Origin of the sequence: Paraburkholderia steynii (assembly GCF_900100565.1) — a bacterium.
Lineage (GTDB): Bacteria > Pseudomonadota > Gammaproteobacteria > Burkholderiales > Burkholderiaceae > Paraburkholderia > Paraburkholderia terrae.
This window is the reverse complement of record NZ_FNDI01000015.1, coordinates 69,543-89,361: the sequence shown is the minus strand read 5'-3', so window position 1 is coordinate 89,361 and position 19,819 is coordinate 69,543. Positions and strand designations below refer to the sequence as shown.

19 protein-coding genes are annotated in these 19,819 nt (G+C 63.4%); 6 read left to right on the top strand and 13 right to left on the bottom strand.

The genetic code is table 11. The annotated features are described in order from the left end of the window. Positions 1-353: 353 nt before the first annotated feature. Positions 354-1,883 carry a mannose-1-phosphate guanylyltransferase/mannose-6-phosphate isomerase gene (locus BLT65_RS25520; protein ID WP_091782406.1) on the top strand — a complete coding sequence of 510 codons (1,530 nt, stop codon included), beginning with the start codon at positions 354-356 and terminating at the stop codon, positions 1,881-1,883. Between the two features lie 227 nt (positions 1,884-2,110). On the opposite strand, the gene BLT65_RS48760 is transcribed toward BLT65_RS25520, so the two are convergent. Together BLT65_RS48760 and BLT65_RS25510 are read right to left on the bottom strand one after the other, a co-directional pair. Next, positions 2,111-3,373: a DUF6566 family protein gene (locus tag BLT65_RS48760; RefSeq protein WP_091782404.1), complete on the bottom strand. Its 1,263-nt coding sequence runs from the start codon at positions 3,371-3,373 to the stop codon at positions 2,111-2,113. A gap of 562 nt (positions 3,374-3,935) precedes the next feature. Continuing rightward, positions 3,936-4,232 (bottom strand): YciI-like protein, encoded by a 297-nt coding sequence (locus tag BLT65_RS25510; protein WP_091782401.1) that lies wholly within the window; start codon positions 4,230-4,232, stop codon positions 3,936-3,938. Positions 4,233-4,496: 264 nt separating this feature from the next. On the opposite strand from BLT65_RS25510, the gene BLT65_RS25505 reads away from it, so the two are divergent. The 3 genes from BLT65_RS25505 (at position 4,497) to BLT65_RS25495 (ending at position 6,600) form a co-directional block, all read left to right on the top strand. Next, entirely contained in the window at positions 4,497-4,799 is a 303-nt protein-coding gene (locus BLT65_RS25505; protein WP_042314200.1) for a PsiF family protein, read from the top strand. Between the two features lie 336 nt (positions 4,800-5,135). After that, complete coding sequence (locus BLT65_RS25500) at positions 5,136-5,582, top strand: hypothetical protein (protein ID WP_091782398.1); 447 nt, start codon at positions 5,136-5,138, stop codon at positions 5,580-5,582. Between the two features lie 430 nt (positions 5,583-6,012). Beyond that, positions 6,013-6,600: a BPSL1445 family SYLF domain-containing lipoprotein gene (locus BLT65_RS25495; protein ID WP_042314197.1), complete on the top strand. Its 588-nt coding sequence runs from the start codon at positions 6,013-6,015 to the stop codon at positions 6,598-6,600. Between the two features lie 225 nt (positions 6,601-6,825). On the opposite strand, the gene BLT65_RS25490 is transcribed toward BLT65_RS25495, so the two are convergent. The 10 genes from BLT65_RS25490 to mltG all read right to left on the bottom strand — a co-directional run bounded on the left by BLT65_RS25490 (position 6,826) and on the right by mltG (position 16,735). Further along, positions 6,826-7,896 carry a glycosyltransferase family 4 protein gene (locus tag BLT65_RS25490; protein ID WP_042314194.1) on the bottom strand — a complete coding sequence of 357 codons (1,071 nt, stop codon included), beginning with the start codon at positions 7,894-7,896 and terminating at the stop codon, positions 6,826-6,828. Positions 7,897-8,286: 390 nt separating this feature from the next. Then, positions 8,287-9,450, bottom strand: coding sequence for an AAA family ATPase (locus BLT65_RS25485; protein ID WP_091782395.1), 1,164 nt, complete (start codon positions 9,448-9,450; stop codon positions 8,287-8,289). A gap of 85 nt (positions 9,451-9,535) precedes the next feature. After that, positions 9,536-10,981: an alpha,alpha-trehalose-phosphate synthase (UDP-forming) gene (gene otsA, locus BLT65_RS25480; protein ID WP_042314190.1), complete on the bottom strand. Its 1,446-nt coding sequence runs from the start codon at positions 10,979-10,981 to the stop codon at positions 9,536-9,538. A 266-nt stretch (positions 10,982-11,247) separates the two neighbouring features. After that, the gene (locus BLT65_RS25475; protein ID WP_007585951.1) at positions 11,248-11,604 is read right to left on the bottom strand and encodes a Rap1a/Tai family immunity protein; all 357 of its coding nucleotides are present in this window, start codon (positions 11,602-11,604) and stop codon (positions 11,248-11,250) included. Between the two features lie 141 nt (positions 11,605-11,745). Next, positions 11,746-12,483, bottom strand: coding sequence for an ankyrin repeat domain-containing protein (locus BLT65_RS25470; RefSeq protein ID WP_091782391.1), 738 nt, complete (start codon positions 12,481-12,483; stop codon positions 11,746-11,748). Between the two features lie 51 nt (positions 12,484-12,534). Further along, a complete protein-coding gene (locus BLT65_RS25465) occupies positions 12,535-13,326 on the bottom strand; it encodes a TatD family hydrolase (RefSeq protein ID WP_091782388.1) in 792 nt (263 codons plus the stop codon). 54 nt (positions 13,327-13,380) lie between these two features. Further along, positions 13,381-13,887 carry a GNAT family N-acetyltransferase gene (locus BLT65_RS25460; protein ID WP_042314184.1) on the bottom strand — a complete coding sequence of 169 codons (507 nt, stop codon included), beginning with the start codon at positions 13,885-13,887 and terminating at the stop codon, positions 13,381-13,383. Between the two features lie 65 nt (positions 13,888-13,952). Then, positions 13,953-15,011 carry a DNA polymerase III subunit delta' gene (locus tag BLT65_RS25455; protein WP_091782385.1) on the bottom strand — a complete coding sequence of 353 codons (1,059 nt, stop codon included), beginning with the start codon at positions 15,009-15,011 and terminating at the stop codon, positions 13,953-13,955. 93 nt (positions 15,012-15,104) lie between these two features. Then, positions 15,105-15,725: a dTMP kinase gene (gene tmk, locus BLT65_RS25450; RefSeq protein WP_007733170.1), complete on the bottom strand. Its 621-nt coding sequence runs from the start codon at positions 15,723-15,725 to the stop codon at positions 15,105-15,107. Next, on the bottom strand, positions 15,725-16,735 hold the full coding sequence (mltG, locus tag BLT65_RS25445; RefSeq protein ID WP_091782381.1) for an endolytic transglycosylase MltG: 1,011 nt from the start codon (positions 16,733-16,735) through the stop codon (positions 15,725-15,727). The genes tmk and mltG overlap by 1 nt, the downstream gene beginning before the upstream one ends. Positions 16,736-16,812: 77 nt before the next feature. Between mltG and ygfZ the strand changes: the two genes are divergently transcribed. Next, positions 16,813-17,874, top strand: a complete 1,062-nt coding sequence (ygfZ, locus tag BLT65_RS25440; RefSeq protein ID WP_091782377.1) for a CAF17-like 4Fe-4S cluster assembly/insertion protein YgfZ — start codon at positions 16,813-16,815, stop codon at positions 17,872-17,874. A 104-nt stretch (positions 17,875-17,978) separates the two neighbouring features. Beyond that, positions 17,979-18,800: an NRDE family protein gene (locus BLT65_RS25435; protein ID WP_091782374.1), complete on the top strand. Its 822-nt coding sequence runs from the start codon at positions 17,979-17,981 to the stop codon at positions 18,798-18,800. 21 nt (positions 18,801-18,821) lie between these two features. On the opposite strand, the gene BLT65_RS25430 is transcribed toward BLT65_RS25435, so the two are convergent. After that, entirely contained in the window at positions 18,822-19,781 is a 960-nt protein-coding gene (locus tag BLT65_RS25430) for an alpha/beta hydrolase (protein ID WP_091782715.1), read from the bottom strand. Positions 19,782-19,819: the final 38 nt, after the last annotated feature.

Below are 19,819 nucleotides of genomic sequence, written 5' to 3'. Positions count from 1 at the left end.
CGGCACGATTTACGATATTTTTTTCGCTTTTATTCGGTAACTTTTGCCGAATTATGCGTATTTGCACCGTGCTTCGCGCCGCTCGGTGCGCCTTTGCTGCGCTTTTTTTCCTCTGCAGTGTCAGTCGATCTCGTGCGCGCGTCGGTCAGCCTCCGCATTCCGCGCCCGCGAATTGTGTCGTGTCAATTTTTACGCGATTTATTTTCTATTTTTCCGGCATTGCGAAATTATTCGTTAATGCATGACGAGCATTTTGCATTGGAATTATTCGGCAGAAATTCAATGTCGATTTATTGACGCATTACGACGTGATAAAAACGAAGGCATTCACCCTGCTTCGAGGAGTTATCACCATGACTGCTACGGCGTCAGACGTCGACAATCGCCAGGCGAATCAAACCCGGCTCAACGTCAAGCTCAAGGTTCATCCCGTGATACTGGCTGGCGGTTCGGGAACACGGCTGTGGCCGATGTCGCGCGAACAGCATCCGAAACAGCTTATCGGTCTGCTGGGCGCAGACTCGCTACTGCAATCGACGACGCAACGGCTCGATGGGCTCGATGCCGGCTATCCCGTCGCCGAGCAACTGGTCGTTGTCTGCAACGAAGATCATCGCTTCACGACGGCCGAGCAATTGCGCGTGAGCGGCAAGCAGAGCCGCCTGATTCTCGAGCCCTGTGCGCGCGACACCGCACCGGCGTTGACGATCGCGGCGCTTTCCGTGCTCGCGCAGGACCAGGACGGCATCATGGTCGTGATGCCCGCCGACCACGCCGTGACGGACACCGAAGGTTTTCACGCCGCCGTTGCGGCGGGCGTGCAGCATGCTGCGAACGGCCAGATCGTGACGATGGGCATCGTGCCGTCGCGTGCCGAAACGGGCTACGGCTACATTCGTATCGGTGCTTCACTGCCCGCAGTCGAAACGGCGAGCGAGCGCGTGATCGACGCGCATCAGCTGGACCGCTTCGTCGAAAAGCCGCACATCGAACTCGCGCAGCGCTACGTCGAATCGAAAGAGTATTGGTGGAACAGCGGCATCTTCATTCTGCGTGCGTCGACGTGGATCAAGGCCGTGCGTCATTTCCATCCGGCCATTTACGAAGCCTGCGAAGCTGCGCATGCGCAAGGCACCACGGACGGCGACTTCTTCCGCGTGCAGCGCGACGCGTTCGGCGCGTGCCCGTCCAACTCGATCGACTACGCGGTGATGGAACGCCTCGGCGGCGATACGTCGGTGTGTACGGGCGTCGTCGTGCCGCTCGATGCCGGCTGGTCCGATGTCGGCTCGTGGGACGCGATCTGGGACATCCTGCCGAAGGACAGCGACGACAACGTCGGCCGCGGCAACGTGATGTTCGAAGGCGCCGAGTCGACCTTCGCGCATTCCGAAGGCCGCTTGATCGCGTGCGTCGGTACGCAGGATCTCGTCGTCGTCGAAACGGACGACGCGATTCTCGTCGCCGACAAGAGCCGCGTGCAGGACGTGAAGAAGGTAGTGGGCCGCATCCGCGAAGCACATGGCGCGGAAGCCGTGAACCATCGCAAGGTGCATCGCCCGTGGGGCCACTACGATTCCGTCGACATGGGCGAGCGCTTCCAGGTGAAGCGCATCGTCGTGAAGCCGGGCGCGCAACTGTCGCTGCAGATGCACCATCATCGCGCCGAACACTGGATCGTCGTGCGCGGCACGGCGCTCGTCACACGTGGCGAAGAGCGCTTCATCGTGTCGGAAAACGAATCGGCATATATCCCGCTCGGCGTCACGCATCGTCTCGAGAATCCGGGCAAGATGCCGCTCGAAATCATCGAAGTGCAATCGGGCTCGTATCTCGGCGAAGACGACATCGTGCGTTTCGACGACACGTACGGCCGGCGATAACGTGCATTGCAGAGACGGACGCTGATTGATTGCGCCCGTCTCTGCTGCTACGCATTGGCAGAGGCTTCAGGTTGAAATAGCTGGATGAAGCGCGCGATGCGTATACCACTGCATCGAATCACGACAATGAACGACGAGACAGCAACAACGCGCCTACCCGCTGCGCGTCTGCCCAAGTAACCGGTTCCAGTTCTGGCTCAAACGATGGCGTGCCTACGCCATCGTCATCATCCTGCGTGCGAAAGCAGATTCGACGGTAACGGGTAGCGTTCGCCCGTTTTGTCCTTTACGACTTCGGACGGATAGCGGCGCAACGGCATCAGACGCGGATTCAGATGCTGCGGCAAATGCGGATTACCCGTTGTGGCGACAACGTTTGCCGCGGCGAGCGCAGGCGTCGGCGTGAGTTCCGGCATGGCGCGCGTGACCGGCCGCACGGCGACCTTCGGCGTGTGCAGACCCACGCTCGACGGGCTCGCGTGCAGTCCTGCCGCGGCTTCCTGCGTGCGGCATTCGCGGTCGATCCATTGCCGCGCCCAGTCGAGCGCAAAACGGTGCGCCGCGTCGACATCGGCGAAACGCGGGCCGATCAGGCCGGAGCGCTCGACGCGCTTGCCGTCCTTCATGATCTCGGCCCACGCGCGGAATGCATCGTTGGGCACCTGCTCTGCCTCGACGTAAATCGTATAGCCCTGGCGGTCAGCGACCTCCAGGCCGCGCGGCGCCGTGAGGCTCATCCACAGCGGCGTGTGCTGGCTATCCACCGAGTTATCCGTCGAAGCGGTCGCGGTGGACGCGTCTTCGCCATGCGCATCGGTTTGCACCGACGCGGCATAAGAGTCTGCGGCGTGCGCCTGCATCGGCGCTTGCACAGCTTGCACGTCGACACGCTGCGCGTCGCCGAAGACGACGCCGGCATCGAACGCACTCGCAGCCGGCAAAGCGGTCACGGCACTTGCGCGCGGGGCCTCGACGAAGCCCGTCTCGACGGCAGACGAGCCCGCCAGCTGACGCGTGATGTCGGCCATCGGCGCGAGCGCACGCCAGCCGGACGGCGCGCCATTCGGCACGCCCGACTCAGGAGCAGACGATTGCCACGTCTCCGGACTCTTCCAGAACACGCCGCGCGCGAGATCGTCGCGCGGCTTCGGCGTTTCGACCACAGGCGCCGGCTTCGGCGCAGCAGGCGGCGTCGGCTCGGGAATGTACGCGAACGCGCGTCCGTTCAGTGTCAACAGACGGATTACTTCGGCCAGCGTGCCATTGGCTTGCCACTCCTCGAAGCGGCGCCGGCACGTAGGACCTGACGGATAGCGGCCGGGAAGCCTCGACCACGGCTCACCCGTAGTCAGGATCCACAGAACGGCATTGGCCACGATTCGAGGTTCGGCGCGGGGCCGTCCGCGTCGGTTCAGGCGGACGGCTGGCTCGTCGGAAACAAGCGCTGATACTTGCGCCCATTCGTCATTGCTTAGCTCATCGAAAAACATTGAGTTCTCCACGCAGCCTGGCCCGGCTGCGGCGTTGGGCTCGCACGAACTTCATTTTGGCGGTTCGTGTCGGGTCCTCGGTTGCACAATATGCTTATACGTTCGTGCGCCGGGATTGAGAAAAGCACATCGATAGTGCGCTAATTCACCGGGACGACGCACAAAACGTGGTCTCACTCGTGCATGGGAGAATTTGTGCATGAAGCATACCATTCCTAGGGTTTGTCTGAATATGACGGAGACAAGTGTTACGGATAGAAACAAACTTGTCCTTTTTGCTGCGTCGTTTAGTTCATGACTGTCACAGAAATGACGTCGGTTGCAACGCTTCGCACATTGCGTGAACAGCGCGACGCAGCGCGTTCATACTCGCGTCGTCGCGATGACAAACGCCTGTTCGCGTGGATTGCGAACAACAGAATTGACGCAGTTACATTCGCTTCGATGTAAAACGCATAAGGTGCGCGTGTGCAGCGGCGTTTTTATTTGTGATGCATCGTTGCCGCTGCGTGAAACGAATATTGCGTGGGGGTGGCGTTGATCTGTGGCGTTGATTGACGGCTCAGCGCACGGGCGTCGCCGCGTGCTCGCCGACGACTGTGGTCCACGACCGCACGCGCCATTTCGTGACGAGTCCGTTGAGCACATACGGATCGGCTTGTGCGAACGATTCGGCGACGGCGGGTGAATCGCCTTCGAAGAGCAGCACGGCCATATCGACGGGATCGGCGAGTGCGCCGCCGAGATGCAATTCGCCGCGTTCGGCGGCCGCCCATGCGAGCTTCAGATGCGCGCCGCGAAACTCCGCGCGACGCTCAAGATAATCCGACGACACATCGTAGATCAGCAGATAGTGCATGGCGAAAACTCCAGGATGGCGATGACAGTAACGACTCAAGCATAACGGTTCGCGCGTTCAGGGTAAGCGATCTTAGGGAAAGACCTGTCCAGTCTGAATGCGGCCGCCGTCAACCGTTTGCACTGTCCGCTCGTTCTGACAGCACCATGCATAGCAATGGTGACGGCGATCACAGCGAAAGCTATCTGCCCGAGGCTGTCCGCTCCGGCTCGATGCCCGTCTCACGATAACCAACAACATTCACAACCCGTGATGGAGTGTCCCATGAAGATCCAAGCCGCTCTCGCTGCCCTCGCCCTGACGGGTCTGCTCGCGTCGCCTGCTTTCGCCGCGAACAGCCAGCAATCGAAGATGACCGACTGCAACAAGCAGGCAGGCGACAAGAAGGGAGACGAACGCAAGGCGTTTATGCAGAGCTGTCTGTCGGCAAAGCCGGCGGCGGCCGCTGCCGCGTCCGGCCCGATGACGCAGCAGGACAAGATGAAGATGTGCAACAAGCAGGCGGCCGACAAGAAAGGCGACGATCGCAAGGCATTCATGAGCACCTGCCTGAGCAACAAGGGCTGAGATCCTGGTTGCGGGTCGCGTTGCGTGGGTTCGCGCGGCGCGATCGGCGATGCGGTGTATAAACGGGCGGCGTCCAGTGCGGACGCCGTTTTTCTTTTTGGGCTTCGTCATCGTGCAGCGGCGGGGTCACGTCGAACTTGACGCGTCGCTCAATCGCTTCCTGCGCCGCCTGCGACATGGCGCACACAAGCCGTGCATTCGCGTCATCACACCCTGCACTTCCCCGGCCGTTTTCTTCTATGATGGCGGCACAGACGGCCCATGCCCCACACAAAACAAGTCCCACGGGCCGCCAGCTTGTCGTTGATGCCGCAAGCGCATCGCACGGAGGCAAGGATGGTTGGGAGACACAAGAACCGCTGGTTGCGTCGCTGGCTGGTGGTGATCGTATTCTGGGCTGTGCCCGTGGCGATCGTCGCCGTGCGCGAGATTCAGGAGGAAATGGCCTATAACCGGGTCGACCTGAACAACGCGCTCACGACGTGGCAGCTGACCGACGCGCAACGCGCCGCAGGCGCCGCCGCGCGCTGTCACGGCACGCCCGACGTTGCGCGCGAGGCGGGCTGCCCCGCCGACGTGCTGAGCGCGAACGCGCCGCGCCAACAGGACGCGATCAACGAATATGCGGTCCGCAAGAGCACGTTGGCAGGCTATCTGTGGCATGCGTTCGTCGGTTACTGGGTCGTGCCCGCCGCAACCATCTTTGCGATCGGCTTCATCATCGGCATGGTGCGCCGCGCGCTGAGGCGGCCACCCGTCAACAAGAGTCCGGTGAATCACTAGCTCTCAACCCGCGTGTTCGCGCTGCATAGCGTTCCGAAAGAGAGTTTGCATACGGCATGCGGTGCGCTTCCGACGCGCCGCTGCGGTTTTCCCGCAACACTTTCCGTTCGCTTACAACCAGGTTTGGCGCAGTGCAGAAACGGTAAATACGACTGCTTCCGGCGGACGTTCTCGCGGCTCGAATCCGGGCCAACGACGCGCATTGCCGTCTCCGCGCGCGAGCGTCGGACAGCAACCGAACAGGCTTCCCACCCGCGCAACCGACCAGCCAGAATTACCCAACAGAGCGCTGACCATCGGCGGAGCGCCCGTCACACAAGGGTTTGCGCGGTGTCCCCAGAACCCTTGCATTACTGGTTGGTGTGATATAACTGAATAGGCAACCCGCGTGAACTGAGGCTGCACCCCGGAACCACGATGGAGAAAAACGATGCAAAGACGAAACTTCATGCTGAAGAGTACCGCCGCGCTCGCTTTCGGAACCCTTGCACTGGCCGGCTGCACCACCACCAAGAGCAGCGGGGAGTCTGCCGCTACGGACATGTCGAAACGGCAGTCGATCGACGCCAGCGTCGACGGCACCATGTCCCGCCTCTACACGACGGTTCAAGGCTCGCGCGAGCTGGTTTCCAAGGCGCGCGGCATTCTCGTTTTCCCGTCCGTGCTGCAGGTCGGCTTCGTGGTCGGCGGCCAGTATGGCGAAGGCTCGCTGCGCGTGGGCGGCAGCACGGTCGGCTACTACAGCACGATTTCCGGCTCGTTCGGCTTGCAAGCCGGCGCGCAGTCGAAAGCGATCATCTTCCTGTTCATGACCCAGGACGCGCTCGACAAATTCCGCAGTTCGGACGGCTGGTCGGTCGGCGCCGATGCGTCCGTCGCGCTCGTCAAGATGGGCGCGAACGGCGCCGTCGATACGACCACGGCCACCGCGCCCGTCGAAGTGTTCATCCTGACGAACGCCGGCCTGATGGCCGATGTGTCGCTGGCGGGCACCAAGGTGTCGAAGCTCAAGATCTGACGGCACGGCGGCTCCGATGCGGGCCGCCGCGGCGCAGCGCTACGGGACGCGGACGCGAGTCCGCCTTGCGGTTCCGGCAAGTCGTCGATGACGGGCGCGCGGCCACGCCGCCCTCGCCCATTGGCGACGGATGTGATGAACACGATGAATGACGGGTGAATGACCAAGGGCGACGCAATCGTCGGATTGCGTCGCCCTTTCTTTATGCGGCTTTGTCGTCTGGCTTCAGCTGCTCGACGACGCGTCGATCACCTTGAAACGCGAACGCTTCTGCGCGCGGATCACCGACTGATACGCCTCTACGTATTGCTGCGCCATGCGGTGCGACGTGAAGCGCTCTTCGAAGCGCTGGCGCACGCCCGCGCGCGGCAACTTGTGCAGACGGTTGACGGCTGCCACTGCGCCGATCTCGTCCTCGACGATGAAGCCCGACACGCCGTCGTCGATCACTTCGGGCACCGAGCCGCGATTGAATGCGATGACGGGCGTGCCGCACGCCATCGATTCGATCATCACCAGGCCGAACGGCTCCGGCCAGTCGATCGGAAACAGCAGCGCATGCGCGCCGGACAAAAACTCGGCCTTCTGATGATCGGCGATCTCGCCGATGTACTCGACATACGGCAGATCCAGCAACGGCTTGATGTCGCGCTCGAAGTACTCGGCGTCGGCGGCATCGACCTTCGCGGCGATGCGGATAGGGATGCCGCAGCGGCCCGCGATGCGGATCGCCGTATCGACGCGCTTTTCCGGCGAGATGCGGCCGAGAAACGCGAGGTACTTCTGCTCGACGGGTTGCGGCGTGTAGAGCGTTTCCGGCAAGCCGTGATAGACGGTGCTGAGCCAGCGCGCCTGCGGCAACGGATGACGCTGCGAGTTCGAGATCGAGATCACGGGTGCGGTGTTGAACGTGTCGAACACCGGCTGCTGCTCGGGCAGATCGAGGCGCCCGTGCAAGGTCGTGACAAACGGCGTGTCCTGGCGCTTGAACACCGAAAACGAGTAGTAGTCCATGTGAAAATGGAGCACGTCGAATTCTTCGGCCTGACGGCGCACCAGTTCCATCAGCAGCATGTGCGGCGCGATGCGGTCGCGAATGCCGGGGTCGAGCCGCAGCGCGCGCGGCCACACGGGTTCGAGCTTCGCCCGCGTGACGGAATCCCCGCTTGCGAAGAGCGTCACGTCATGGCCCAGGTCGACGAGCGCCTCGGTGATGTACGACACGACGCGCTCAGTCCCGCCATAGAGCTTGGGGGGCACCGATTCGGTCAAAGGAGCGATCTGCGCAATTCTCATCTGTGTCTCCAGGGGCCGCATGAGAGCGGCAGCAGCGAGCGGTGGCGAACGAGTATGACAGCAGGCAGGCAGCCGATCAAACGCGGTTTGGCGATTTCATGCGCGCTGTAGCGCAATGTCGGGTTTATCCGTACGCGGCGTCTGGATGTCGGGTGCGCAATGCTTCCAGGCGTTCCAGGCTTTCCAGGAATACGCGCGCCCGACCTTCGGGCCACTTGCGTCCAATGCGCCGATTATTGCCCGGGGCCTCCCGAAACGTCGCAGGTATTTCAATTGCATTACGCTGTTACAGTCGGGAAACACTCCCTTCGGGCAATCCCTTGTTGCTCTTTCTCGCGATTTAGTGCGGCGTGCGAAGCGTCTTGCCCTTCCCGCTCGCTCCACATCGCGCTAGCGGGCGGGCCATTTCCACGCGGGCAGATCGCGCGACTCGGCATCGGCAATGCGGGTCGCGCCCAACTGTTTTTCGAGCACGATGGATTCGCCGCCGTCCTCGCGTTCCAGCGCCGCGATGAGCCGCGCCGCATGCGACACGACGATAACCTGCGAACGCAACGACGCCCGCGCGATCAGCCGCGCAAGCGCCGGCAGCAGATCGGGATGCAGACTGGTTTCCGGCTCGTTCAGCACGAGCAGCGCGGGCGGCCGGGGCGTGAGCAGCGCCGCGACGAGCAACAGATAGCGCAGCGTACCGTCGGACAATTCGGCGCCCTTCAGCGCGCGCAGCAAGCCCTGCTGCTGCATCGTCACTTCGAAGCGCCCTTCGATATTGGTGATCGCCACGCGCGAGCCGGGAAAGGCGTCGTCGATTGCGGTATCGAGCGCGGCCGCGTCGCCGATTTCGCGGATCGTCTGCAGCGCGGCGGCCAGGTCCGCGCCGTCGTCGCCGAGCACGGGCGTGTGCGTGCCGATCTGCGGCAGGCGCACGGGGGACTCGGCATCTGTTCTGAAATGATCGTAGAAGCGCCAGGAACGGATCTGCTCGCGCACCGCGATCATCTCCGGTGCGCTACGTGGGTCGGAAAACTCCGTCATCATGCTGTCGAAACTGGCGACGGTATGCGGAATGGTCTGCCATTCGCCGTCGTCTGCACGGGTGCGGATCGACGCGCCATGCCGGTCGACCAGCAGCGCCGACGGACGCAACACGGGCCCGCTCCAGATGCATTCGCGCTTGATGACGGGATCGAGACCGAACTGCGTTTCGCCCGGAATGGGCAGACCGAGATCGATTGCATAGCCGAACTCGTCGCCTGCAAAACCGAGCCGCAGATTGACGGGCTCCGTGCGACGCGTGCCCTGCACGGGCGTGTCGCCCGCCAGCATCGCGCGGGAAAAGCGCTCGGGGCCCGCCCATAGCGTGGATTGCAGCCCGCCCTCGCGCGCCAGCGACGGAATCACGCCGCCGCGCGCCGTCACAGCCAGCAGCCGCAACGCGCGATACACGCTCGACTTGCCGCTGCCGTTCGCGCCCGTAATCACGTTCAGACGCGCGAGCGGCACGATCAGATCGCGCAGCGAGCGATAGTTGGCGATGGCGAGCGTCGTCAGCATTCGCGCTCCGCACGGCCGGCGCCTCGGTCGGACAAATCAGACAAGACAGGATTGTTCTGACTTTCGAATGGATGCCCGCGCCGCATTAGCCGCGCCCCGCCTTCTTTGCCGGCGCCCGTCCTTCGCGGGCGCTATCCGACAACGGTGCAGGCGTGGGGACGCTGCGCAGATCGCGCAGAAACGAATCGCGCCACACGCCCAGATCGTTTTTGCGCAGTGCCTGCATATCCGTCTCATGACGCCGCTTGCGCTCGTCGAGCGGCATCGAGAGCGCGCGCTGCAACGCGTCGCACATGCCGAGCGAATCATGAGGATTCACGATTAATGCGCCTTCCAGTTCGGCCGCCGCGCCCGCGAACATCGACAGCACCAGCACGCCTGGATCGTCCGGATTCTGGGCAGCGACATATTCCTTCGCGACGAGATTCATCCCGTCGTGCAAAGGCGTGACGAACCCGACCTGCGATTCGCGGAACAGCGACATCAGTTTCCAGCGGTCGTACTGCTGATTCAGGTAACGGATCGGCGTGTAGTCGAGACCTGAGTATTTTCCGTTGATGCGCCCTGCTTCGTATTCAAGCTGCTGACGGATGTCCTGGTATGTGGTGACGTCGGAGCGCGTGGGCGGCGCAATCTGCACGAGCGTGACGTTGCCGCGCCACTCGGGCGAACGCTCCAGCAACGCTTCGAACGCGCGAAAGCGCTCGACCAGCCCTTTCGAATAATCGAGCCGGTCGACGCTCATGATCAGCTTGCGTCCTTCGAGGCTCTGCTTCAGGTCGAGCACATGCTGACGGCTTTCGTAGCGCTTCGCCTGTTCGGCGATCTCGTCGGGAAACACGCCGATCCGGTAGACGCCCGTGCGCAACTGCCGTCCGAACGCTTCAGCATGGCCATCGTTCGACACCGTGCCACGCGCGTGCCGGCGCAGATAGTCGTGAAAAGCGAGTTCGTCGTTGTCGGTCTGAAAACCGAGCAGGTCATAGCAGCACAGCGACTTCACCAGCTCTTCGTGCGGCGGGATGTTCAGCAGAATCTGCGGCGACGGAAACGGAATGTGCAGGAAGAAGCCGATGCGGTTCTTGACGCCCTCCGATCGCAACGCCTCTGCAAACGGAATCAGGTGATAGTCATGCACCCAGATGATGTCGTCCGGTTTCAGCAGTTTGATCAGCTTGTGCGCCAGCCACGCGTTGACGCGGCGATAGCCCGCGTACTCTTCGCGCTCGTAGCGCGCGAGATCGTTGCGATAGTGGAAGACGGGCCACAGCGTCGCGTTCGAAAAGCCACGGTAGTACTGGTCGTAGTCCTTGCGCGTGAGGCCCGTGGTCGCGAAGGTCACGGTGCCGTCGACGTCGAGCGTCGGCCCGGCGTTGGCGACTGTTTCGCTGACGACGTCGCCGCTCCACCCGAACCACACGCCGCCCGCGTCCTTCAGCGCGCCGAATACGCCAACCGCGAGGCCGCCCGCGGAGCCTTTGGTCTCCGTGGGTGTTGCCACGCGATTCGACACGACGATCAGTCGGCCCATGTTGCTGTCCCTCCGCTCTGTTGGCGCGGCCGGTCTGCCGTGGCCGGCGCGCATTGTTCAGTGCTGGTTCGACCGCGGTTGCGCCCGATCAGTTGCACATTTGTGCGGGGGCCGGACGGCATAGGCCAAAAGACCGGCTTGGAACCGTGTCTACAACGCGTCTAAAGCGGTGAAAAAAGCAGAAAACGCGCGCGGTGCAGCGAGCACGGCGCGCGTCGAGATGAATCGCGATAAACGAAACTGAAGCGACGAAAGCGAAGCGCCGATCAACTGCCCGACTTGCAGGGGAATGCCTTGCCGAGCCCCAGCGAGATGGCCGTGCTGGCGTTGTAGCCCGCCACGTTCGGGTTGTCGGCGATGTACTTGCGTACGGCGTCCGTCAGTTGTTGCGAGCGCGCGTCGGGCGGCAGGCAGAAATATTGGCCGACGCGCGGGCCCGTCGTCCCGCCGATCGCGTCGATCGTGTTGAACACGCCGTCCGCGGCGCCTTCGATATAGGCTGCACACGCGCTACGCGACGCAACGTCCGTCTTCGTACACAGCTTGTTGAGGTCGCCCCCCGTAAACGCGGCAGCCGTCAGCGGCACGGCGAGCGCGCCGGCGCAAATCAAAACCCGCAGCATGTTTTTTTCCTTCCTGGTGTAAGTCCGGAACTTGACGGTGTCCGGCGGTCTTTGCCGCGCGGTTTTAGCCACCCGTCCCGGCTGCAATTCAGGCGCGTGGTGACCCGCGCCCAAGCTGCTATTTTGCACTGTTTTGCGGCGTTACTGGGGCGCCTGCGGGGCCTGTTTCTGCATTTGCTGGAGGCGTGCCGTCAGCCCTTCGACGACATCGGGCTCCTTGTACTGTTTGGCGAAATCGAGCGCGGTCAGGCCGAGCTGGTTTTTCACGTTGAGGTCCGCGCCGCTGTCGAGCAGCAGCTTCACAGTCGACACATGGCCGCCGCGCGACGCCATCATCAGCGGCGTGGTGCCGTTCGGCGAGCCGGCGTCAATGTACGCGTCATGATCGAGCAGCAGTTTGACGATGTCGTCATTGCCGTTCGCCGCCGCGTAGTGCAACGGCGCCCAACCCTTCTTGTTGACTTCCGCGTCCTTGGCGATCAGCTGCTTCACGATGTCGATGTCGCCGGTCAGCGCGGCCATCATCATCGCGTTTTCGCCCGCCTTGTCGAGAATTTCGATATTCGTCTTCGGATTCTCGAGGAGCGCGGCAACCACCTTGTCCGATTTCTCGCGCGCGGCGATCACGAGTAGCGGGATGCCCTGGTTGTCGGCCATGTTCGGGTCCATGCCGTTCGCCAGCTGCTTCTTCACTTCCTTCACGTCGTCGAACTTGACGGCCTTGATCATCGTGTCGGCGGGCGCCGCGTGCGCGGGCAGCGCGCCGAGCGTCGCGAGCGCGACACCCGCTGCCAGCGTCAGTCTCGCCAGGCCACGGCGCAGGCCGGCTGCGCGTGCGGGTGCGGCGTTTTGGTGGCTCTCAGTCAGATAATTTTTCATGTATTACTTTAGGAAAATTTCCTATCCTATTGATACTACGTATTTTTCACTTCAAACGCCTGCCGGCGCCGGAATCTTGAACAGACGGAAGAAGTTATCGCTGGTCGCCGCCGCGAGCGCTTCGTCCGCCATCTCGCGCTGCTGCGCGATGAAGCGTCCGACATAACTGACGTACGCAGGTTCATTCGGCTTGCCGCGATACGGCACGGGCGCGAGGTACGGCGAGTCGGTTTCGATCAGCAGACGCTCGAGCGGCACGCGGCGCGCAACGTCTTGCACGTCCGTCGCGCTCTTGAACGTGACGATGCCCGACAGTGAAATATAAAAATTCTGCGCGAGGGCCTGTTCGGCGACAGCCCACGGCTCCGTAAAGCAGTGCATCACGCCGCCCGGCACGCTCGCGCGTTCCTCGGCCATGATCCGAAGCGTATCCGCCGACGACGCCCGCGTATGCACGATCAGCGGCTTACCCGTCTCGTGCGCGGCGCGGATATGCACGCGAAAACGCTCGCGTTGCCATTCCATGTCGTCGATCGAGCGGCCTTCGAGGCGGTAATAGTCGAGCCCCGTCTCGCCGATCGCGACCACCTTCGGATGCTGCGCCAGTTCGACCAGTTCGGCGACCGTCGGCTCCCGCGCATCCTCGTGGTCCGGATGCACACCCACCGACGCATACACGTTGTCGTACGAACGCGCGATGTCCAGCACGGACGGCAGCGTTTCGAAGTCGACGGACACGCACAGCGCGTGCGTGACCGAATGCGAGCGCATGTTTTCCAGCACTTGCGGCAGACGGTCTCCGAGTCCTTCGAAGTTGATATGGCAGTGGGAATCGACAAACATGGTGAAGTCCTGCGAAAAATCCGATGACGTTTGAGGCGAGCTGTAGCGCGACGCTTACTGCGCGCCGTCCAGACGCTTGCCGAGGATGACCAGATCGCGCTCGACGCCATCCAGCACCGCGACGCGCGGCAGCGTGCCCCATGCCGCAAAGCCGAACGCCTGGAACAGTCGCACGCTAGGCTCATTGTGGCCGAATACAAAGCCGAGCACCGTGTCGATACCCAGTTTCGGCGCGGCTTCCAGCGCGGCTGCCAACAGTTTCTTGCCCAGCCCCTTGCCGCGCGCGGCTTCGTCCAGATAAATGCTGACTTCGGACGTGCGTTGATAGGCCGGGCGTCCGTAGAAATCGGAAAAACTCAGCCACGCGATCACTCTTCCCTGATCTTCGACGACCCACAGCGGACGTTTCTCAGGACCGTGCGCCTCGAACCACGCGCGGCGGCTGTCGATGCTCACCGGTTCCAGGTCGGCCGTGACCTGCCGCGACGGCACGGTCGAGTTGTAGATGGCGACGATGGCGGGCAGATCGTCGAGCGTAGCGTCGCGGTATTGAAGAGTCATGTCGATGTCGTTGATGGAATGAGCTAAAAACGGTTGTGCTTCACATACGCTGCGAACGGACTCGGCTACTGGACGAACAGGTCGCGATACCCGAGAAACAGTTCTTCGAACACGAGCCGCGCGTTGAGCGGATGGTTTTCGACCGCGCGTTGCCGCGTGACCGTCCGCATGAAGCGCGCGAAACCGTTCGCGTCGGCCTGCGATGCGCAACGCGAGAGCGCCGCCGACGCCGTCGGGAAATAACGTGGTGTGCCCGTCGTGCCGACCGTGGACTGGGCGAGCAGATCGTACATCCAGCGCTGAAGCCAGCCGAGCACGAGCGGCACGGGGAGCTTCTGCAAGGTCTCGCCGCACGCGAACGCATCACAATTGGGACCGGCCGCCAGCTGTTTCAGGGTCCAGTCGCGCAGCGGGCGGTTTTCGTCGCTCGCAAGGGCGAGCGCGGCGAGCGGTGCGCCGCCGGCTTCCGCGAGCAGGCCCGGAGCGTCATCGACACCCTGTTGCGCGAGCCACGCAGTGGCGGACTGCGGCGACGGCGTCGTCATCGGCCACTGGCGGCAACGGCTGATGATGGTCGGCAGCAGCCGGTCGATCCGCGCAGACACCATCAGGAAAATCACGCCCGCAGGCGGCTCTTCGAGCGTTTTCAGCAGCGCGTTGGCTGCGGCGACATTCAGCGCCTCGGCGGGATACAGCACGACGACGCGCACGCCGCCCCGATGCGAGCCGACGCCGCAAAAGTCCAGCAGCGCCCGCACCTGTTCGATCTTGATTTCCTTGCTGGGCGTGCGCGTTTTCTTGCCGCCTTCGTCGGCGTCGGCTTTCTCTTTTTCGGCCTTTTCATCGGCGGCGGCGCTGGTGAAGCCCGCTTCCGCAGCGAGCGCCTCCGGCAGCACGATCCGGTAGTCCGGGTGATTGCCCTGTTTGAACCATGTGCATGCCGCGCAGGTGTCGCACGGCTGGCCGTCCGGCAGCGCTGATTCGCACAGCAGGCCCTGCGCCAGGTGTTGGGCAAAGCGCAGCTTGCCGATGCCGGCCTGCCCGTGAAGCAGCAGCGCATGCGGCCAGTGGGCGCGCAATTGCTGCAGGCGGTTCCAGTCGTCGGTTTGCCACGGATAAATCATCGTTTCTCTTTACATTCAATTGGTTGAAGGAATTTTTTGATGTATTGGATGAATTTTTTCGCAGATATAGAATGAATTTATATCGACGTAAAATCAAAGAGATACAATCAATTCCTCAAGGTGTTTCTGAATTTCAGCGATGCTGCGCGTCGAGTCGATGATATCGAATCGATAAGGCGCTTCCTCCGCGCGGCGCAGATATTCGGTGCGGGTACGCGTGAAAAACGCATCCGATTCGCTCTCGAAACGGTCCGGCGCGCGCGCCGCGCTGCGCCGCTCGCTGGCCGTTTCGGGCGGCACGTCGAACAGCACGGTCATGTCCGGCTGGAAGCCGCCCTGTACCCAGCGCTCGAGCGTTTCCAGCTTGTCGCGCGGCAGCCCGCGTCCGCCGCCCTGATAGGCAAAAGTCGCGTCGGTGAAACGGTCGGACAGCACCCAGTCGCCGCGCGCAAGCGCCGGCTCGATCACCTGCGCGAGATGCTCGCGGCGCGCGGCGAACATCAGCAGCGCCTCGGTTTCGAGGTCCATCGACTGATGCAGCAGGATGTCGCGCAGCGACTCGCCGAGCTTCGTGCCACCCGGCTCGCGCGTCATGACGACGGAACGGCCGGTGGGCGCGAGCTTCTGCTCCAGCCGGTCACGGAACCAGCCGAGATGCGTGGTCTTGCCCGCACCGTCGATGCCCTCGAACGTGATGAATTTTCCCCGAGCCATCATTGACCTCGAATGTATTTGTCGACGGCCTTGTTGTGATCGCCGAGCGTGTCAGAAAAGATGCTGCTGCCGTCGCCGCGCGACACGAAATACAACGCGCTGGTCTGCGCCGGATTGAGCGCGGCCTGTAGCGACGCGACGCCCGGCAGCGCGATGGGCGAAGGCGGCAGGCCCATCCGCGTATAGGTATTGTAAGGAGTGTCCGTCTGCAAATCCTTCTTGCGCAGATGGCCCGAGTAGCTCTCGCCCATTCCATAGATGACAGTTGGATCGGTCTGCAGCGGCATGCCGACGCGCAGACGGTTGGCGAACACGCCCGCCACCATCGGGCGGTCGGACGCCTTGCCCGTTTCCTTTTCGATGATCGACGCCATGGTCAGCGCATCGTACGGCGTCTTGTACGGCAGGCCAGGCGCGCGCGCCGCCCATGCTTCGTCGATGCGCAGCTTCATCAGCCGGTACGCGCGGCGATAGACGTCCAGGTCGCTCGTGTCCTTGTCGAACAGGTAGGTGTCCGGGAAGAACAGCCCTTCGCCGTTGCCTGTCGGCGTTTCAGGCGCGCCGATTGCCTTCAGGATATCCGCGTCGGACATGCCCGCCGTGTCGTGCTTCAGCGCCAGGTTCGAATCCAGCTCGGCGCGCATGTGCCTGAAAGTCCAGCCTTCGATGATCGTCGCCACGTACTCGTTGACGTCGCCGCGCGCGATCTTCTGCAGCACGTCGTACGGCGTGATGCCCTGCTTGAATTCGTAGTTGCCCGACTTCAGCGCCGACTGCAGTCCGAGCACGCGCGTCATCATCACGAACAGTTCCGGCTCGACGGGCACGCCGCCACGGTTGAGCTGCGTCGTAACGCTGCGCAGGCTGCTGTGCGGCTTGATCGTGACATCGAGTTGCGGGGTGGCGAGCGGGACGGGCGTGGTGGCCCAGTGGTAAGCGCCGTACGCCGCGGCGGCGAGCAGCATCGCGAGCACGACGCAGGCGATGAGGCATTTCTTCAGGAGGGACATGGAAACGTGGTTCGGGTGAAGCCAATATAATACTTGCTTGCCTCCGCCAAAGTCAGAATTGACTGTTCCCCGAATCCATGAACGCACCGCTTGCTTCTGCTCCTGGCACCGCCGTCCCCGCTTCTGCTGCTGTTTCCGTCGCGCTTCCCGTGTTCCCGCGCCCCGCGCGCGAGGAGTTCGACGCCGTCCTCTCGCGCGGCGCGTTCATGCCGCTGCCGCAGTTCGGCGTGATCGACGCGACGGGCGACGACGCCGCTGCCTTCCTGCACTCGCAACTCACCAGCGACACGCAGCACCTCGACGCCGCGACGGCACGCCTTGCTGGCTACTGCTCGCCAAAAGGCCGGCTGCTGGCGTCGTTTCTCGTGTGGTGCAGCGGCGAATCGATCCGGATGCTGGTGTCGAAGGACGTACAGGCCGCCGCGCAAAAACGTCTGTCGATGTTCGTGCTGCGCGCGAAAGCGAAGCTCAGCGACGCGTCGGTCGATACGCTCGCCATTGGCCTCGCCGGTGACGTGCGCGGCGCGCTGTCGGGCGTGTTCGACGCGATTCCCGACGGTGTACACGTGAAGGTGGACGGACCGGCGGGATCGCTGGTGCGCGTGCCCGATGCGGCGGGCCGCCTGCGTTACGTGTGGGTCGGACCGAAAGCGGAAGTCGAAGCGCGCCTGCCCGTACTCGAAGCCAAGCTGCGACGCGTGTCGCCTGCCGTGTGGGACTGGCTCGACATCCGCGCCGGCGAGCCGCGCATCACGCAGCGTGTGGTCGAGCAGTTCGTGCCGCAGATGATCAACTTCGACGTACTCGGCGGCGTCAATTTCCGCAAAGGCTGCTATCCGGGCCAGGAAGTGGTCGCGCGCAGTCAGTATCGCGGCACGATCAAGCGGCGCATGTCGCTCGCGAATGTCGCGGGCGAAACGGAGAGCGTCGTGCCGGGCGCGGAGTTGTTTCATTCGGACGATCCAGGCCAGCCGTGCGGGATGCTCGTCAACACGGCGGCCGCGCCTGACGGCGGCGTCGATGCCCTCGTCGAGATCAAGCTGGCCGCGCTCGAAAACGGCAGCGTGCATCTGGGTTCCGCCGATGGCCCCGGGCTGACGTTCCTGCCGCTGCCCTACGCGCTGCCGACGGAAATCTGACGCACTAGCGCAACATCCGCACGGCGTCGCGCCTTCCTTCCTGGATGTCTGGCGCGGCGTGTTCCCGCCGTATCCACGCCTTCTCGTTACCAAGACTTCTGCCGATGTGTCTGATCGTGTTCGACTGGCGCCCCGAAGCGTCTGACGGTCCGCTGTTCACGCTCGCGGCGAATCGCGATGAATTCCTCAAGCGCACGGCCGAACCAATGCATTGGTGGGACGATGCGCCCGGTTTGCTCGCGGGCCGAGATCTGGTTGGTGGCGGTACGTGGCTGGGCATGACGCGCGACGGGCGCTTTGCCGCGCTCACCAACTATCGCGCGCCAAGAGAAATGCGCGCCGATGCGCCGACGCGCGGCACGCTGGTCAGCAACTGGCTGTCAGGCGATCACGGTATCGAAAGCGGCGCGCCGCTCGATTATCTGTTGCGCGTCGCGCAAGACGGCGACATGTACAACGGCTTCAATCTGCTCGTCGGCGACTGGACGCGGCGCGAACTCGCTTGGTACTGCAACCGCTCGCCCGCCGCGCCAACGCTGCTCGCGCGGGGCACGCACGGCATCTCGAACGCGGTGCTCGATACGCCCTGGCCGAAACTCGTGCGCAAGCGCGCCGAGCTTGCCCAGGCGCTCACCGACGAAGCCCGCCCGCCGCTCGCGACGCTGATCGGCCTGATGCGCGATCCGCACGTCGCGCGCGACGACGAACTGCCGGCGACAGGCATTTCGCTCGAACGTGAACGCGCGCTGTCGGCGGCCTTTATCGATACGGCGGATTACGGCACGCGCGGCACGACGGCCGTGCAGGTGTTTGCGCAGAATGGACGCCTGAGCGTCGCGGCGCTAGAACGCAGCGACGACAACGGCTCGCATCGCGTCGTGCGCCCCGGGCATTACGAGCGCAGTTTTACGTTCGATATTGCCTGACGGCGAAACGGCCGCTGACCTTCATTCGATTCCGAACGCGGCGCGCAATGCCGCCGCCGCGTCCGCATGCGCGATGGCCACGTCGGGCACGTAGCCGCCCATCTTGAAGAATTCGTGAATCATGCCCGCGTAGCATTTGAACGCGACGGCATTGCCCGCCTCGCGCAGCTTGTGCGCATAGGCTTCGCCTTCATCGCTCAACGGGTCGTATTCGGCCGTCGCGATCCATGCGGGCGCCACCCCGTGAAATCCGGGCACGCCGCGCGTGCCGTCGAGAGGCGCGAAACGCCAGTCGTGACGGTCGTCGGCATCGCGCAGGTATTGCTCGAAGAACCATTGGATCGTGTCGCCGGACAGCAGATAACCATCCGCCAGGCGTTCATGCGAGTCGGTCTGTTGATGGCCTGTCGTGCCAGGGTAGATCAGCAGTTGCAGCACGAGCGGAATGCCTGCGTCGCGCGCAAGCACGGCGCACACCGTGGCGAGCGTGCCGCCCGCACTGTCGCCGCCGACGGCAATCCGGCTCGCGTCGATGCCGTAAAGCGGCGCGTTCTCGCGCAGCCACTTGAGCGCGTCGAACGCATCGTCGACGGCGGTGGGAAATTTGTGCTCCGGCGCGAGCCGGTAGTCGACCGACATCACCACGCACTGCGCGTCGCGCGCGAACATCCGGCACAGTGCGTCGTGCGTGTTGACGCCGCCGACCGTGAAACCGCCGCCGTGATAGTAGACGAGCGCGGGCGCGGGACTGGCCCATTGCGGCTCGGCGGGATGATAGAGACGCACGCGAATCGACGTGCCGTCGCGCACCGGCACGTCGATGTCCTCGACGGAAAACATCGGCGCCGTGGGCACTTCGAGTATCGGCGCGCTTTTCTCGTACGATGCCCGCGCCGCTTGCGGCGTCAGATCGTGATACGCGGGGCGCTTTGCGCGCGCGATCATGTCGAGCACCTGCTCGATCTTCGGATTCAGCGGCATGATCGGACGACGGCGCAGATGCGCCGGACGGTTGAATG